At 38.4% G+C, this 17,449-nt stretch carries 17 protein-coding genes; 1 reads left to right on the top strand and 16 read right to left on the bottom strand.

From position 1 onward, the window contains the following. Genes ACE1EF_RS02205 through mce form a run of 5 tightly spaced genes read right to left on the bottom strand, consistent with a single transcriptional unit; the run spans position 1 to position 4,047 of the window. Positions 1-1,242: a sodium ion-translocating decarboxylase subunit beta gene (locus tag ACE1EF_RS02205; protein ID WP_375718971.1), complete on the bottom strand. Its 1,242-nt coding sequence runs from the start codon at positions 1,240-1,242 to the stop codon at positions 1-3. A gap of 19 nt (positions 1,243-1,261) precedes the next feature. After that, the gene (locus tag ACE1EF_RS02200) at positions 1,262-1,681 is read right to left on the bottom strand and encodes a biotin/lipoyl-containing protein (protein ID WP_375718970.1); all 420 of its coding nucleotides are present in this window, start codon (positions 1,679-1,681) and stop codon (positions 1,262-1,264) included. 9 nt (positions 1,682-1,690) lie between these two features. Beyond that, positions 1,691-2,047: an OadG family protein gene (locus ACE1EF_RS02195; RefSeq protein WP_375718969.1), complete on the bottom strand. Its 357-nt coding sequence runs from the start codon at positions 2,045-2,047 to the stop codon at positions 1,691-1,693. Positions 2,048-2,058: 11 nt separating this feature from the next. Next, complete coding sequence (locus tag ACE1EF_RS02190) at positions 2,059-3,618, bottom strand: acyl-CoA carboxylase subunit beta (RefSeq protein ID WP_375718968.1); 1,560 nt, start codon at positions 3,616-3,618, stop codon at positions 2,059-2,061. An 18-nt stretch (positions 3,619-3,636) separates the two neighbouring features. Beyond that, on the bottom strand, positions 3,637-4,047 hold the full coding sequence (gene mce / locus ACE1EF_RS02185; RefSeq protein WP_375718967.1) for a methylmalonyl-CoA epimerase: 411 nt from the start codon (positions 4,045-4,047) through the stop codon (positions 3,637-3,639). A 341-nt stretch (positions 4,048-4,388) separates the two neighbouring features. Between mce and ACE1EF_RS02180 the strand changes: the two genes are divergently transcribed. Then, positions 4,389-5,279 carry an EamA family transporter gene (locus ACE1EF_RS02180; RefSeq protein ID WP_375718966.1) on the top strand — a complete coding sequence of 297 codons (891 nt, stop codon included), beginning with the start codon at positions 4,389-4,391 and terminating at the stop codon, positions 5,277-5,279. 1 nt (position 5,280) lies between these two features. Here ACE1EF_RS02180 and speA read toward each other — a convergent pair whose 3' ends face one another. The 11 genes from speA to ACE1EF_RS02125 all read right to left on the bottom strand — a co-directional run bounded on the left by speA (position 5,281) and on the right by ACE1EF_RS02125 (position 17,374). Continuing rightward, positions 5,281-7,176: a biosynthetic arginine decarboxylase gene (gene speA, locus ACE1EF_RS02175; RefSeq protein ID WP_375718965.1), complete on the bottom strand. Its 1,896-nt coding sequence runs from the start codon at positions 7,174-7,176 to the stop codon at positions 5,281-5,283. A gap of 158 nt (positions 7,177-7,334) precedes the next feature. Further along, complete coding sequence (locus ACE1EF_RS02170) at positions 7,335-7,853, bottom strand: FKBP-type peptidyl-prolyl cis-trans isomerase (protein WP_375718964.1); 519 nt, start codon at positions 7,851-7,853, stop codon at positions 7,335-7,337. A gap of 97 nt (positions 7,854-7,950) precedes the next feature. Beyond that, complete coding sequence (locus ACE1EF_RS02165) at positions 7,951-8,478, bottom strand: FKBP-type peptidyl-prolyl cis-trans isomerase (RefSeq protein WP_375718963.1); 528 nt, start codon at positions 8,476-8,478, stop codon at positions 7,951-7,953. Positions 8,479-8,511: 33 nt separating this feature from the next. Continuing rightward, entirely contained in the window at positions 8,512-9,948 is a 1,437-nt protein-coding gene (locus tag ACE1EF_RS02160) for a T9SS type A sorting domain-containing protein (RefSeq protein ID WP_375718962.1), read from the bottom strand. Positions 9,949-9,957: 9 nt separating this feature from the next. Further along, positions 9,958-10,866 carry a hypothetical protein gene (locus ACE1EF_RS02155; protein WP_375718961.1) on the bottom strand — a complete coding sequence of 303 codons (909 nt, stop codon included), beginning with the start codon at positions 10,864-10,866 and terminating at the stop codon, positions 9,958-9,960. A gap of 89 nt (positions 10,867-10,955) precedes the next feature. Then, on the bottom strand, positions 10,956-11,426 hold the full coding sequence (locus ACE1EF_RS02150) for a hypothetical protein (protein ID WP_375718960.1): 471 nt from the start codon (positions 11,424-11,426) through the stop codon (positions 10,956-10,958). 111 nt (positions 11,427-11,537) lie between these two features. After that, positions 11,538-14,033, bottom strand: a complete 2,496-nt coding sequence (locus ACE1EF_RS02145; protein ID WP_375718959.1) for a TonB-dependent receptor — start codon at positions 14,031-14,033, stop codon at positions 11,538-11,540. Next, positions 14,023-14,883 carry a FecR family protein gene (locus ACE1EF_RS02140; protein ID WP_375718958.1) on the bottom strand — a complete coding sequence of 287 codons (861 nt, stop codon included), beginning with the start codon at positions 14,881-14,883 and terminating at the stop codon, positions 14,023-14,025. Before ACE1EF_RS02140 ends, ACE1EF_RS02145 begins: the two co-directional genes overlap by 11 nt. A gap of 16 nt (positions 14,884-14,899) precedes the next feature. After that, positions 14,900-15,394, bottom strand: a complete 495-nt coding sequence (locus tag ACE1EF_RS02135) for an RNA polymerase sigma factor (RefSeq protein WP_375718957.1) — start codon at positions 15,392-15,394, stop codon at positions 14,900-14,902. 154 nt (positions 15,395-15,548) lie between these two features. Continuing rightward, complete coding sequence (locus ACE1EF_RS02130; protein ID WP_375718956.1) at positions 15,549-16,580, bottom strand: DHH family phosphoesterase; 1,032 nt, start codon at positions 16,578-16,580, stop codon at positions 15,549-15,551. A gap of 41 nt (positions 16,581-16,621) precedes the next feature. After that, the gene (locus tag ACE1EF_RS02125) at positions 16,622-17,374 is read right to left on the bottom strand and encodes a YebC/PmpR family DNA-binding transcriptional regulator (protein WP_375718955.1); all 753 of its coding nucleotides are present in this window, start codon (positions 17,372-17,374) and stop codon (positions 16,622-16,624) included. Positions 17,375-17,449 lie beyond the last annotated feature (75 nt).

Below are 17,449 nucleotides of genomic sequence, written 5' to 3'. Positions count from 1 at the left end.
TTACATTAAAAAGCTGAGTAAAATACCTGCGCCGACTGCAGAACCAATAACACCGGAAACATTGGGTGCCATGGCATGCATCAGCAGGTGGTTGGTCGGATCGGCCTTTAAACCCTGATGTTGTACAACCCTTGCACTGTCCGGCACTGCTGAAACACCAGCTGCACCGATTAAGGGATTTATTTTGCGGTCGCCTTTCAGAAACAGGTTCATTACTTTTGCAAAGAAAAGTCCACCCATTGTGGCGATACAGAACGATATGGCTCCCAGAAAGAATATTTTAATGGAATCCCAGGTCAGGAAAACATCAGCCTGAGTTGATGCACCTACCGTCACACCAAGTAATATGGTCACAATATCGATCATTGAAGTCCTTGCTGTTTCAGCCAATCGGTTGGTTACACCTGATTCTTTCAGCAGGTTTCCAAAGAACAGCATACCTAAAAGCGGTAAAGCACTAGGGGCGATAAACAAGGTTAGAATTAAGCCGAGAATCGGAAAAACTACTTTTTCTGTTTTTGATACCGCCCTGGGTGGTTTCATTCTGATTTTAGATTCTTTTTCAGTAATCAGCAACCGCATAAAAGGAGGCTGTATTACTGGTACCAATGCCATATATGAGTATGCTGCAATTGCTATTGGTCCGATGAGATGAGGCGCCAGCTTTGACGAAAGAAAGATGGCAGTCGGACCGTCCGCTCCACCAATAATTCCAATGGCACCTGCTTCGGGTAGGGTAAAACCAAGGGCCACAGCTCCAAGAAATGTTCCGAAAATACCAATTTGCGCAGCTGCTCCCAACAGAAATAGCTTAGGATTGGATATTAAAGACGAAAAGTCGGTCATGGCTCCGATACCTAAAAAGATTAACGGTGGGTAAATCCCCTGACGAACACCATAGTATAAATAGTTCATCACAGATCCCTGCTCATAAATACCGATCTTATATCCGGTTAAAAACGGGATATTTCCAATAAGTATACCGGTTCCAATCGGAATTAGTAGCAATGGTTCATAATTTTTAGTTATGGCCAGTGTGATAAAAAAGATACCAACACCAATCATGATAAGATTTCGGATATCAAAATTGGCAAAACCGGTGAACTCCCATAACTTATATAATCCTCGTATAACACCGGATGTGGCTTCGGCTTCAGTTCCGGTTTGTGCATAACCCAAAACATAGTTCAGGGCCAGCAACACACCGACAATACCGATCATCACGATGTTCTTTTTATTCATAAATTTCATAGTAGCCTGCTTATTCAAATTCAATTAAAACATCTCCCTGAAGTACAGCATCACCAACACTAACTTTTACTGTTTTGATTACGCCATCCTTTTCAGCCTGTATCTCGTTCTCCATTTTCATGGCTTCCATAATGAGCAGGTTCTGACCTTTTTTAACCTCATCACCAGCCGAAACCAGAATTTTGAAAATGCTTCCCGGTAACGGAGCTTTTAATGTGCTACCCCCGGCACTTTTCTTAATGGTACCTTCTCCCGGTTTTTTCACTACGTCCTTACGTACCAGCCTGGGAGTCTTTGTTCTTTTTACTTCCTGATGAATCTCAACGGCATATTCAGTACCATTGACTTCAATATGTGCAATATTATCTTCCATGTCTTTGATATGGACACTGTATTTATTGCCTTTTATTGTGAATTCAAGCTTTTTCATTTTATCTTCTTACTTTGGAAAATTTGCATTATTTAAACCATAAATTTTAGAACTCCATGGTGAATAGCGCCGTTCTATCTTTTTAATAGTGATCACATTACTTTCTTCTTCGCGTAAATCGTTGAAGAAAAGTTGTAATGACATCGCTATAGCAGCACTTACCTCACCACTAATCTGAAGATCATCATCTGAAACAACATCTTCAGGATGAAGTTTCCCTTCTTTTTTAAGTCTTCTTCTTGTTTGAAAATTCAAAATTCTTGGAACAAGCAAGAATACATAAACCAAAGCTACTAAGGCAACGAATACAATTACATACCCCAGAAAGGTGATAATCCAAACCTGTGAATTAAATAGAAATATCATATCTGTTCCTCCTATAATGGTATGTTACTGTGTTTTTTCGGTGGATTGCTCACTTTCTTGGTCTGAAGACTCTGGAATGCTCTGATGATTCTGAACCGCGTATTTCTTGGTTCAATAACATCGTCTATATATCCCATGGAAGCAGCCTGATACGGATTAGCAAATTTCTCTTTATATTCATCTGTTTTATCCTGAATATATCTGGCTCTTTCCTCTTCGTTTTCAATTGCTGCAATGTTTCTGCCCTCTAGTACCTCTATGGCTCCCTGAGCTCCCATAACAGCAATTTCAGCCGTAGGCCATGCATAGTTGAAGTCTCCCCTTAACTGTTTACAGCTCATTACATCATGTGCACCACCATAGGATTTTCGAAGGGTTACAGTTACTTTCGGAACGGTAGCTTCACCATAAGCAAACATCAGTTTTGCCCCGTGGGTAATAATGGCATTATATTCCTGTCCTGAACCGGGTAAGAAACCGGGAACATCTACCAGCGTAAGAATTGGTATGTTAAAGGCATCACAGAACCGGACAAATCGGGCAGCCTTACGCGAGGCATCCACATCAAGTACACCGGCAAGGTAGTTTGGCTGATTGGCAATCACACCAACACTCATCCCTTCGAGCCTGCAGAATCCTGTAACAATATTCTTTGCATAATTTCTGTGTATTTCCAGAAATTCACCATCATCCACGATGGCGTGTATGACATCCTTAACATTGTATGGCTGGTTTGGATTATCGGGTACAATTTCATTCAATGCTTCTTCAAGACGGTCTATCGGGTCGGTACATTCAACTAATGGCGGTTCTTCCAGATTGTTTTGGGGCAGATATGAGATCAGCTTGCGGATAAGCATTAATCCTTCTTCTTCGTTTTCTACCATAAAATGCGACACACCTGATTTTGAGGAATGAACTTCTGCACCACCAAGGTTCTGAACTGAGATATCTTCTCCGGTCACTGTTTTAACAACTTTAGGTCCGGTAACAAACATATAACTGTTTTCTTCTGTCATCATAATGAAATCTGTCAGCGCCGGTGAGTATACGGCACCTCCGGCACAAGGACCAAAAATGGCAGAAATCTGCGGAACAACACCTGATGCCAGGATGTTACGCTCAAAGATTTCAGCATAACCAGCCAGCGATGTTACCCCTTCCTGAATACGTGCACCTCCAGAATCATTGATACCTATCACCGGGGCTCCAACTTTCATTGCCATGTCCATCACCTTGCAGATTTTCTGCGCCAGTGTTTCTGAAAGAGAACCACCAAATACCGTAAAGTCCTGTGCATAAACATAAACAACACGACCATCAATTGTACCATGACCGGTTACAACCCCGTCACCCAGGAATTTCTTTTTTTCCATTCCAAAATTTGTACAACGATGTGTGACAAACATATCGAGTTCCTCAAAACTACCATCATCAAGCAGCATCTCAATACGTTCACGGGCAGTCATCTTGCCCTGTTCATGTTGTTTTTCAATTCTTTTTTCACCACCACCCATTTTGGCCTGTTCTCTCAGGTCAATGAGCTTTTTCAAATTATCTTTATTTGACATAAGTTTGAATGTTTAATTTTATTCATTAGGATGTTCACACAGTTCGGTTAAAACACCGAATGTGGATTTAGGATGTAAAAATGCAATATTCAGGCCCTCTGCACCTTTACGAGGAGATTTATCGATAAGCCTTACCCCTTTCTCTTCTGCAGCCTTTAACTTATCAGCAAGCCCCTCTACTGCAAAAGCCATATGGTGAATTCCTTCACCTTTCTTTTCTAAAAACTTACCTATCGGTCCTTCCGGATCGGTAGATTCAAGTAACTCTATTTTGGTTTGACCTACCTTGAAAAATGCAGTCTTCACTTTCTGATCTGCAACTTCCTCAACAGCATAACATTCCAAACCAAATACATTTTCATAAAAAGGAATCGCTTCGTCCAAACTTTTAACAGCAATACCAATGTGTTCAATATAAGAAGGTTTCATATAATTAATTTTATTGTAATAATCCAAATTTATTTGTTGAATACATAACGCTCAATCACCAGAAATTACGAATTTTAATTAAAGAAAAATTTATCCAATTCGAAATTAAGGCACAAAATTATATTAAAAAACACGCAATTGTAAGCGTTTATTCTTTTTAATTTGTAATTTATAATTATTCCTCATAGACAAACTTCTATATATGTATTTATTTAACCAACAAATATTTAATCAACCTACCAGTTCATAACAACCGCAGCATAAAAAAAATCACTATTTTATACCGGCTGATTCCGAAATTAAGCCGTCCTGTCTTATCTTTGCGCGCAAATAAATAGCGGATGTGGTTAGCTTTGGCGCTGGTTTCAGCGGTTTTACTGGGGATTTATGATGTTTTTAAAAAGTATTCTGTCAATGACAATGCAGTATTTCCAGTATTGTTATTTTCGTGTTCAACCTCTGCACTACTTTTTGTTCCTGTATTTATTATGTCTGCTGTGCATCCGGAGTTAATGAAATCCATTGGATTATACTTACCCGCATTAAGCAAACATGAGCATTTTCTTGTCATTCTGAAATCCATACTTGTTGTATCGTCCTGGATCTTTGCATTTTTTGCATTAAAGCATCTTCCACTGACCATTGTTTCACCGATTAGAGCAACAGCACCTGTGTGGACATTAACCGGTGCCTTACTGATTTTTTCAGAGCGGCTTACTCCTGTTCAATGGGCAGGTCTTGGTGTTACAATAATATTTTTCTATCTGTTTTCCACTGCCGGCAAAACGGAAGGCATATCATTCAGAACGAATAAGTGGGTTTGGTTTATCATTTTAGCCACTCTTTTAGGTTCAGCCAGTGCACTATACGATAAACATTTAATGAGGTATTATGACAGGATTGCTGTTCAGGCATGGTTTTCAGTATACCAGGTTGTGCTTTTGTTACCGGCAACACTATTATTCTGGTATCCCAGACGCAAGGCTGTACCATTTAAATGGCGCTGGACTATTCCTTTAATAGGCCTTTTTTTGGTCGTTTCAGATTTCACCTATTTTTATGCCCTGAGCTATGAAGACTCGCTGATTTCAATAATCTCTGTCATCCGGAGAAGTGGCGTAGTTGTAGCGTTCACTTTCGGTGCACTTTTATTCAGGGAAAAAAATATCCGAAGAAAAAGCTTATACCTGGCCGGAATTCTGGCCGGTGTAATTTTGCTGATGATCAGCTGACTTACTCCAGATAGGTATATCCGTACAAACCGGACCGGTAATTGGAAAGAAACTCTTTCCCTTCTTCCATGGAGATTTTACCGGCTTTAATAGAGCTGCCTACCCAGGTTTCAACCGTACGAACAAGTTTTTTAGCATTATACTGCACATAATCAAGCACCTCAGCCACTGTTTCTCCATCAATCACCTGATCAATATAATACCCTTTTTCATCTACCGATACATGGACGGCATTCGTATCTCCGAACAGGTTATGCAGATCTCCCAGTATTTCCTGATATGCTCCAACCAGAAATACGCCGATATAGTACGATTCATTGCTTTTTAATCGGTGAACCGGGAGATAATATGAGATGTTTTTTGTCGCAATAAAATTATCTATTTTCCCATCGGAGTCACAGGTGATATCCTGCAAAGTAGCTACACGGGTTGGTTTTTCATTTAATCTGTGAATGGGTAAAATCGGGAAAATCTGATCTATTGCCCAGGAATCCGGCAGTGACTGAAACAGAGAGAAGTTACAGAAATATTTATCTGCCAGCATTTTGGGCAACTGCCGTAATTCATAAGGTGTATGCTTTAACTCAACAGCCAGATCATAAACATCACGGGCAATGCTCCAGAACAGACGTTCAATCTGCGCACGGGTTTTCAAATCAATCAGCCTCAGACTAAACCGGTCAAGCGACTCTTCCCGTATCTGCTGTGCATCATGCCAGGTTTCCAGTATCTTCGTCTGATTTAATGTATCCCATAGATTATATAACTCCACAACCAGCTCATGAGCATCGTCCTCAAGCTTATCTTTCTCCTCATCCCACGAGGGTAATGTGGCGGTCTCCAGCACTTCAAAAATCAGAACGGAGTGATGTGCAGTCAGTGATCGCCCCGATTCCGTAATAATATTGGGATGTGGCAAATCGTTTTTATCACTGGCATCGACGAATGTACTGACTGAATCATTTACATATTCCTGAATTGTATAATTGATACTGCTCTCACTGTTTGATGATTTAGTACCGTCATAATCCACACCTAATCCACCACCGATATCCACAAATTCAATATTAAAGCCCAGTTTGCAGAGTTCCACATAAAACTGCGAAGCTTCCCTCAGCGCGGTTTTAATACGACGGATTTTTGTAATCTGGCTTCCAATATGAAAATGAATAAAACGAAAGCAATCCTTCAGATTATTTTTAATGATATAATCTGTTGCTTCCAGCAGTTCGCTGGATGTTAATCCGAATTTACTGACATCCCCTCCGGAATCTTCCCATTTACCACTTCCCGTACTGGCCAGTTTTATGCGAATTCCAATATTGGGTTGTATTTTGAGTCGCTTTGATATTTTTGCCACCAACTTAAGCTCATTCAGCTTTTCGATGACAATAAAAATGCTTTTACCCATTTTTTGCGCCAGCAGTGCCAGCTCAATATAATCCTCATCCTTATACCCGTTACATATAATCAGCGATTCGGGATCAGTATTAATAGCCAATACAGCGTGTAATTCCGGCTTTGATCCGGCTTCAAGACCAATATTATATTTTTTACCGTGGCTGACGATTTCCTCTACCACAGGACGCATTTGATTGACCTTAATGGGATATATTAAATGGTTCTGTGCTTTATATTCGTATTCAGCAGAAGCCCTCTGAAAACATTCAGAAATGGTTACAATCTGATTATCAAGTATATCCGGAAAACGAACAAGAATCGGTGTGGTCACATCACGTAATGAAAGTTCATCAATTAACTCCTTCAAATCTACCTGTGCCATTCCCTTTTTAGGATTTACATACACATTACCTTCCTCGTTAATTGAAAAGAGATCGACTCCCCAACCATTTATATTATAAAGTTCAGCAGAGTCTTCAATACGCCATTTTCTCATATGCTATAAATATTCTTTTTAACCTTTAAAACAAGGTTACGAAATTAAATAATTACAAATAGAAAATTTATAAATTTTTTAAGAAAATTCAAAAATTAAAGGCTGATTTAAACAGCAGAATATCAGAAATATGAAAGATTGTACCTTAAGGCTGCCTTTTATTCGAAAATAACTTCACTTATATTAATGAGTTGTACCTCAACCCTGAAATTCATGTATCTGGGAAGATTATCAACAACATATTGATTAAAAGCAAGATTAAAAGGTATAATCATAGTTGCTTTTCCGCCCTCCTTCATATGCGTCAAGCCCTCATGTAATCCAACCATTCCATAGGGAATAGAATAGTTACTGCTTGCCAATTCGTTACTACCGTAAAGTGTAAACTCAAATTTGTTTGCAGAAAGTTCATTATCCTGAATATACATACTGTCGAGGGTATATACGCGGTATTCTATGATAACTTTATCTCCGGATTCCGGCATTTTGCCATCTCCTTCTTCACGTGGAATTAAATAAAGTCCGGATTCCAGTTTATCTGATTCAGGTATGCCAGCGGCTTTAATATATTCATCAAATTGCATTTCTGAATCTGCCTTTTCAGCTGAATAATCAGTTCCACACGAAATCAGGGTTACAACAAGCAATAAGAAGGAGAGTTTTAATAAAAGTTTCATCCGTTTTTAATTAGATTATTGAGTTTACAATAATTTTCAGCAAATATAATAATTGATCACCAAGATATAACGTATTACACGGTAATATGTAACACCATTAACGTTTTTCAACCTTTTCTATTGTTATTTTTACACGTAATGGTTGAAACGGGACAACTTTTCCCGGAATTCCTTTTACACCATAGGCCAGATTAAAAGGGAACAAAAATGATCCGGTTTGATCTTTCCGCATTTGCAAAACCGCATGTTGTATACCAAGCGGAATATCCTGACTCTTACCAACAACAAAAGTTGATACAATGCTATCCACAGGCTCATTCAAAATGGTATTCAGTATAAGGTTTATCGTTACTACATCACCTGACGTGACAACCTGACCATTTTCTGAATCCTGAAGTGTATAGTAATATCCATTATCTGCTTTGGTCCAGCTAAATACCGATGAATCGGCAATTATCTTGAACAGAGAATCCTGTTGCTCAGTCATTCTACGGTTCCACTCCAGCATATATTGCTGTTTTGAAGCTTCTATCAGTTGATTTTCCCTGATGGATTTTCGTGGCGTATTTTTACAGCTGCTGAATACCAGAATAAACAGCGGCAGATATTTTATTAACCTGAACATATTATATTTTATGGCAGGTAAAGGTAATAAACTTTAATACTTTACCAATTTGGATACAAATGATTTTGAATCCTCAGAATGTACAATAATAAGATATGTACCTACAGAAAGATGTTTAATATTATACCCTTCAGCATCATAGAAATTCCAGTTTTCAAGCAACTGACCACTTAAACTGTACAATTCAATCCGATCAACAGCAATACCCTCTTCTGTTTCCACAAAAAACTTTTCTGATACCGGATTGGGATAGCATCTGGATTGAAACAAAGTATTATTCTGCAATGCATCAGAAACCGTAAAGTCAGAATAGCTGAATTCTCCAAGCTGATCATCTTTCCAGGTACTGCTTGCAGCATCCCAGTAGTAAATACGGGTATTCATAATCTGACTGTTAAAGTATAAATCAATTATACTCTGATCTGTAAAAGGGAGTACCAACATTTCGTTCCGAACACCCGTATTGTAGGAATACAATTCACGACTGTGTTCTATCCATGTATTTTTTGTTTCCTGCCTGTCATAATCCACAAATACCGTCAGATTACCATTATCATCATAACTATAGGTTTCCTTATCATAATAGTCCCAGCGCTTTGACATCGCATTCCAGTCATATTCCGCGTAATATACAAGATGGTTCTGTGCATCAAACTCATGAATTTCTTTTGTCAGTTCAATCCATAAACCATTTTCCCAGTACCAGGAAAGGAATCCCTTATTCATCATATCGGCTGTATATTCCGAGTAATCTTTATAATAGGTGTCCCAGGTATTAGAACTTTCATTCCATACATAATAAAAGTATGATTCGCTAACCGGATTCGTTCCGTACATATACTCTTCTTTATCATAGTTCACCCAGTCATCGAAAATAAAGTCCCAAACTTTGCTGGTATAACCGGTTATTCTGTTATCATCATCGTATAACATGTTTTCTATGAGATAAGAAGACCAGCTCTTTTTCAGAATATTCCATTCCTGATAAAGTGCTTCTGTCAGATTACCCTTAGCGTCGTAGGTAAGCAATTCTCGTTCAGATTCGCCCCAGGGTTGATTATTTGCCGAGCGTTCAAAAATGATGACCTCCGTTTTTAAACCATTTGTATAGGAAAAAACTTTTTTTTGTGTATCAATCCAGATTTCATCAGCACCTGGGTAAGATTTAAGCACTTCAGTCAGTAAAGTATCATCATACACATTCCATGTTTTTTCCGTACCGATCCAGTTTTCATTTACCTGGTCCCATACATAACTGGTAATAGTTTCAACCTTTCCATTTTCATCATATGTATATTCTTCTTTTTCGGAGCTTATAAAAGAGCCGGAGCTTGATTTATAATCCTTCCATTCCGTTTTATCCAGTTGTATCAGGCCATCAGTTACTGCCCCAAAAAGCGATTGGAGGTTAACAGCGCAAATGAGCAGGACGACTGTAAACCAGATCAGTATGAAATTACCGGATCTCATCAGGTTTAACTATTTAATTTTAAGAATATAGCCCAACGAAAACTGTACAAACCCAACGCTTTCAAAATAATAAAGCGGGTCCAAAGTTCTGGGAAAATTATGAATATAGGCAATTTCAAAATCGAAATCCTTATATGAGATACTCACCGGCAAAATTAATTGCGTATTCAGCAATCCGAATTTTTCATTATATCCATATTCAGGTTCAAAAAACATGGAATTGTGCTGGTCAGGATTCAATAGTGTTTCAACCAGCTCCGATCCAAAATATGTTGAAATCTCCGGTTTAAACTGAATTCTGTCATATCCTCCCAGATCCAGAAGTTTTATTCTTGTATACAAATCTATTGAGAACTGATGACTGATTGTATCACTTCCGGTCATCATGGCATAATCGAAACGTAACCCTGTATTTTTATGCTTAAGAGAAAAGCCGAGATTGAAATTATTATAAAAGTTTGGTTCATAATCGGCCCCCATGTTCAGATAAATAAATCTGTTGTATGAAGCCCTGTATCTTAAAAAGTCATGTTTTTTAAGTCCTTTAGTATAACCCAGGGTAAAGACTGCTGTCCGAAAAGAAGGATCCATTTGGCTGTACCAGGCACCTGATGTACCAAAATACAGACCATTTGAAATGAAATAGTATAATTGAGCCGAAGTGGAATGAATAGCCCCACCGGTTAGCGGATCAATAATTTCACGGCCTGCATAAAATGTTTTTGAGTTGTATAAGGATCCGAAATAAAGAAAGTGAAAGTTGGTATTACCATCAAAAAGTTCGTACAGGTCCATGTCGTTGTCAAAAAGCATTTCATCCAGGGCTGCATTTAGCAGTGAATCACTTTTTGAAACTTCCTGTGCCTTAACGAAGTGGATGGAAAATATGCAGGCTAGTATAATAATGTATGTTTTCATGATGCTCACTGGTGGATTAAACAAAACCGGAAACTCACAGCCCTTTCAGGCTGTGAGGAGTCCATCAACAATTAACTAATGAACAATCACTATTCACTTCCACCTTGTGAACTGTTGTTACCCTTTCTAAGCATGCGTTTTTTCATAGCTGCTTTCTGGTCTTCGTTTAATGTTTCCCTGAATGCTTCACGTTGTGCTTTCATGGCTGAGCGGTTATTAGCAAGCAATTCTTTCTGTTCTTCAGTTAAAGTTGCCTGCAAAGCTTCCTGTTTTTCTTCACGTGTCATTTCCTGATTTTCAAGAATGGCACATTGTTCTTCTGTTAAAGTTGCCTTAAATGCTTCCCTGTTTTCTACTGCAAGCTGTTTGCGCTCCTGTAACATGGCTTTCTGTTCTTCGGACAGATTCTCATGCAATCTTTCCCTTATCTGAGCCGGTTCTTCAACGGTGGTTGTAGGTTCTTCTGTTACAGGCTCTTCTCCTTCACTCTGTGCGGATACTGCAAAAACAGCTAAGAACATAAATGCAAAAATCGAGATTCTTTTTACTAAAGTTTTCATGACTACAAATTTTTAGTTTTCTAAATTGTTTTCACTTATATACCGACTCCCCCGACTTTTACCCTACTTTTTATTGAAAAAAATTTCACCAAACCATTTTCAGACTGATAATCAGTAAGATATATCAATAAAAAACATCATAAAAAAGGGTTGATGTGCATTACTGACGATTAAACCAGGCTCACCGGGACGTGCTAAACTGGTTTGTGAGAGATAAGGATAGTTTTTTCGGTTCATTAAATTTAAAGCATTCAATCCAAACCGCAGCTTTGTTTTTAAGAATTCCTGTCGGTAATATACAGATGCATCCAGTCTCGAATACGGTCTTTCCCGAGCAATATTCTGAAGCAGTTCTTCATTAAATCCGGTTCCGAAGACATAATTACAGCTAAAGAATACCGGATTGAAATTCATAATTGAAGCCGCTTTGAGTTCATGCCTGAGGCTGTTTCTTGTCACAATGTATTCATCCTCCGGCATGTCGCTGAAATGTTCTTTACTATCATTATATGAATACGATAACCATACGGTATGTTTTCTGAAATCCTTTTTAATGTACAAATCAATCCCCTGAGACTTACTGAGTCCGGTTGATCCTTCAGTATACATTTGGTAAATCTTAAACCGTTCCAGCCCTTCGGTTCTTCGTAAATAAGCTTCAGCATTTACCAGAAAACCATGTCCTGACCATGATAATCCACCCCCCAGAATATCAGATTGCAAAAATGGTGCATCTTTGCTACCATGCACATTCCAGAAGTAGTGGTAATTATCTTCCGCATCAATTAAAGAAATAATGGATATAAACTGGTTATAAACACCCCAGGTAAGATTTAACTTTACATCATCAAACAGTTTTATGGAACTTCTCAAACGGGGCTGAAATAACAATTTGTTGGGCTCAAAAGCATAATCCAGCCTTAATCCGATATCCATTTTAAGCCTTTTGCTGGCCTGAATGTTATTTCGAACATATACTGAAGCTTTATCCAGTTTGTTTGCTTCCTTAAAATAAATATAATCCTCTCTCGTATAATCAGACACTGTTTCATAATGGTTTAACTCCAGACCTGCTTCAACAAACTGTTGTGTGGTTAAAGAAAACCGGTTATCCAGGGTGAATCCAAATTCATCTATCCGGTTACGATCATCATCCGTTTCAATACTCTGAAATGGATTATTTTCCGGATTTAAGGTTACATCCTTTTGTCCATGACTATTGTAACCGGAATATGTCAGTTTAAAGTTACTGTTTATTCCATTCTTCCAAAGTTTACCGTAAAATGCGGCAAGTCCGGTTTGTCTCATGGTTTGTTCATGATTGTAATGCAGTCCTTCCGGTTCTTCCGCGTGGTAATCAAACGCAAACAGATCGGTAGCGCGACTATTAAAAGCTGAGACAAATAACTGATCACCGTTATTTAAAAATGAAGAAAATTTGACATTCAAATCCTGAAAGGTGTTTTCAGGCAAGACATAAATATCTGAAAAATCATCTGCATAAAAATCGCCGAATCTCCGGCTCAGATCCATATTAAAGGCAGGGAATAACGATCTGCGATGCCCGACAATAAGTGAGCTGCGTTTTAACAAAGGTATATTTACAATACCGTTAAGCGAAATATTATCAGCATAAACCTGAATTCCCGGTTTATTGTAATTTCCGTCTATACCATTTATTTCAATTATTCCTCCAACCCTGTTCCCCTGATTTGAACCATAACCACCTTTAAAAATATTAATATCTTTTATCAGCAAAGGATTTACACTATTAAAATAATCGCTGAAACTGTTGAGGTTATAGATGGTCATGCCATCAAATTTTGTTTGATTCTGACCTCCTGTACTTCCCCATATAGACAGGCTCTGATTGTGATCCCCGCTCCCTTTAATTCCGGGTTGAAGTCTAAGAATATTATAAACAGAATTATTCAGCCCACCGGGTATAAATCCTGCTATTTTCTGATTCAGTCTGACCTCTCCGACATCATTCCCGGCTTGAGCTGCATATTCAACCGGCCGGCCCTCAACCATTACTTCGCCCAATTCAAGATTGGTCGGTTTCAGGCTACAAACAAGCTGCTTTTGTGGTCCGATAACAGTATCATAAACATAATATCCCAGATGTGTTGCTTTAATATGAAGCCGATCACCGGCATAAGCAATATAAGAAAAGCGCCCTCTGAAATCAGTGACGCGTAGTTCATCATTAATTAAGACGGTGCTGTATGGCAATATTTCTCCGGTGAATTTATCTGCTACAAGTCCGTTAATCAGTATGGCTTCCTGGTTAATTTTAAATACGCTTTCAGGTTTTTCAATAATAATATAGATGCCCGCCCTTTTCTCAACCATCCATGGTGAATTCCTGAATAACGCCTTCATTAATTCATCCACCGAACTGAAATCTTCTTTCAGTGTAATTCTGTAAGTTGACAGCTCAGCATCATTAAATGAAGCTCTAACCTGAAAAGAATCCCTTAAACCAACCAGGATCTGGTTTAAGGGAATATTATCATAATCAACTGCTATTCTATCCTGTGCATTAAGGGTTGCAAGACAAAAAGAAAATAGAAATATAAAACGTATGCTAAAGTTAATTTTCATTTGTTATTTCATATTCACCCTGTCCTTTTTCAATTGTTTTAAGGCCAAAAGGTTTGAATACGAAATATAATACATTTTCTGCAGATAAAGAGCGATCAAAACTTCCGGTATACGTTAATGTATCCACCCGCAGTGTTTTGCTGTACGAAATATGAATATTGTACTGCAATTCTAAGTCATTAATGACTTTTGAAAGATTCGTACCGGTATACACAAACTCATTATTTATCCAGGATACTGCATTTTGGGCCGCAACATTATCATACACAACCAGTCCTTTTTGCTTTTCCAGCTCAGCCTTTTGATTTGGTTTGATCACGACGTCAGAGGTATAATCAGACACTTTAACAGAACCCGTAAGACAGTTAACGGCATAAGAATTATCCCTTGTATAAATATTAAAACTGGTACCCAAAACAGTGGTCTCTCCCATATTTGATTTAACAGTAAATGAATTACCTTTTGTAACCTCGAAATAGGCTTCACCTTCCATCTTCACTTCACGGCTGAACTTCCACCAATAGGGATGATACGACAGCCTGGTATCTGCGTTGAGATTGACTTTTGAATCATCAGGGAATAAAACTTCTGCATGTTCACCGTATTCTGAATATATTTTTACAGTGTAAAACCGCATAAACGCAGGCAAACCTATCATTATTGCAATAATAGCAGCTACAGCGTAGCGGAATATGTTTTTACGGTAAGCAGGTCTTAATGTATGTATTTTGGCGTCCTGTTTATCAATAGCTTTTGAAAGCTCTGCCCATACATCATCCTTAGATTTTGTATACGGAGGTTTCAAACCGGAAAACGCTTCCAGTTCAGGATGGTTAAGTCCTTTTTTCATGTCTTTATGTGTAGAATTATCCTGCATGTGTTAATAAATTTTCGCGTAAATAATCGAGCGCTATTTTCATGCGCTTTTCCACGGCTTTAACGCTTAAATCAAGCCTTTCAGCTATTTCGTGGTACTTAAGTCCTTCGTTCCTGCTCATCAGAAAAACAACACGTTGCTTTTCTGATAAATTTGCCAGGGCTGTTTCGTACTTATGCTGCAATTCCCGGTAAGCCAAATCATCTTCAGGCGTGTTATCAACCTGTTCAATGGTAATGGAGTTTCTAAATTTAATCTGCAGGGCGTCGTGTCTGTAGCGGCTGATAAAAAGATCGCTCGCTATTTTATACAACAACCCTACAATCTTACCCGGAATATATTCCAGCTGTTTTTCCCAGATTTTTAAGAACGTGTCCTGTGCTATATCAGTCGCCAGTTCTGCATCACCACATCTGTAATAGATGTAGTTTCTAATGGTATCGAAATACTTATCAAAAATGAATTTAAACTCTTCTCTGCTCAAAACCAGCTCATTTTATAACACTTTAAAAGGCTGAAATCGCTTTTAAACCCTACTTTTTCCAGCGCTTTCACCTATATACCGTAACACATACAGTTTACCCTACCTAAAAATAAAACTTTTTAGGAATATAATGTACAATGATGAAGAGGCTGTTCTATAAAACAGTTGATTCGATGAGCTTTTTGATTTCAGGGAACAGTGATTTGAAGTATTTCACTGTGTCTTCAACTGATAGATCGGTGCTACCACCTGCGGCATTAAGATGTCCGCCACCGGAAAACCATTTGGCAGCAATTTTATTTGCAGGGAATTCTCCTTTGGATCTGAAGGATAATTTTGTTTTATCATCCCGTACAGAAATAAACACAGAAAGTTCAATGCCTTTTATGGATAGCGGCATGTTGACTACGCCTTCACTATCACCTTTTTTAAAATTATACTTGTGCATCTCGCTCCAGTTCAACGAGATAATGGCAGTTTTTATGTCTGGAAATACTTCCATTTTCTGGTTTATCAGGTAGCCAACCAGGCGCATTCTGTCTTCAGAATACTGATTATAAATTTTATCTATAATGAGATCCTTATCGGCACCTTTGTCAATAAGACCGGCAACATTGATAAAAAAGTTATTATTGGAACAATTATAGCTGAATGCACCTGTGTCAGTTATCATTCCGGCCATCAGTACGGTTGCTATATCAGAGGTTATTTTATCCTTATAACCCAGCTGACAAATTATTTCATAGGATAGTTCGCATGTTGAAGAGGCTGTTACACGCGAAAGAATCAAGGCCTCCTCCTCTTTTATTACAGGATCGGGATGGTGATCAATCATTATTTTCTGTCCCTGATGTTTTACAACCGCATCACTCAGATTTCCACTTCGCCTGAAATCGTTGTGATCAAGTAATAAAACAACGCCGGCTTCTGAAATCAGTTTATCTGCCAGATCCTGCTGCTTTTTACCAACCAGAACCTGCTCCATACCAGGTAAAAATGACAAGAATTCAGGTGCTGAATCGGGAACTATAACGGTATAACTGATGCCCATGTCAGCCAGAAGTAAGCCAAAAGCCATAGATGCACCAATGGCATCACCGTCAGGATTAAGATGTGGTATAATAACCCATTTTTCATCCTGTTGAAAAAATTGCTTAAACAAACTTATCCGGTTCTTATCAAACATACACATCACATTATAACAAAGCCGGGAACACCCGGCTTTATTTATTCTTCATTTAATGCTTTCTCCAACTCTTCTGTCATTTCAAGGTTATGGAAGACATTCTGCACATCATCATTATCCTCAAAATCCTCTATCATCCTCAATACCTTTTTCGCATCATCCAGTCCCAACTCTTTTGTGTTATTAGGAATGCGCTGTAATTCTGCTTTTTCAGGTGCAATACCCAGTTCCTCCAGCTTTTTATTTAACTGTCCAAAATCCTCCAGGGCACAGGTAATAATCAGCGTATCTCCTTCAGTTTCGATATCTTCTGCACCGGCATCAATAACTTCCAGTTCCAGGTCATCCATATCAATCGACTCCGGTTTCGGAAATTCAAATACCCCTTTACGATCAAAAATAAAACTCAACGATCCGTTTGTGCCCAAACTTCCGCCACGTTTTGTAAAGATAGCTCTGATAGCCCCAACCGTTCTGTTGTTATTATCTGACAAACACTCCACAAATACAGCTACACCACCCGGTCCATACCCTTCAAAATTCATTTCAACAAGTGAATCACCGTCTTTGGATGCTTTATTAATAGCCCGTTCAATAACATCCTTTGGCATATTCTGAGCTTTAGCATTCTGTACGGCAAGCCTTAACCGAGGATTCATTTCAGGATCTGCCCCACCTCCCTCTCGGGCTGCAATGGTTATCTCTTTTGAAATTCTTGAAAATATCTTGGAACGTTTCGCATCTAATGCGCCCTTCTTCCTTTTAATTGTTGACCACTTACTATGACCTGACATATATTAACTTTTTTAGCACCGCAAAAATAAAAAATCGAATGAATTTTCAAAAATACTCATTATTTAATGTCAATC

The organism is Quyinboa sediminis (genome assembly GCF_042219855.1).
In the GTDB taxonomy this organism is placed as follows: domain Bacteria; phylum Bacteroidota; class Bacteroidia; order Bacteroidales; family UBA5342; genus JBHJHP01.
This window is presented reverse-complemented; position numbering and strand designations above follow the sequence as displayed.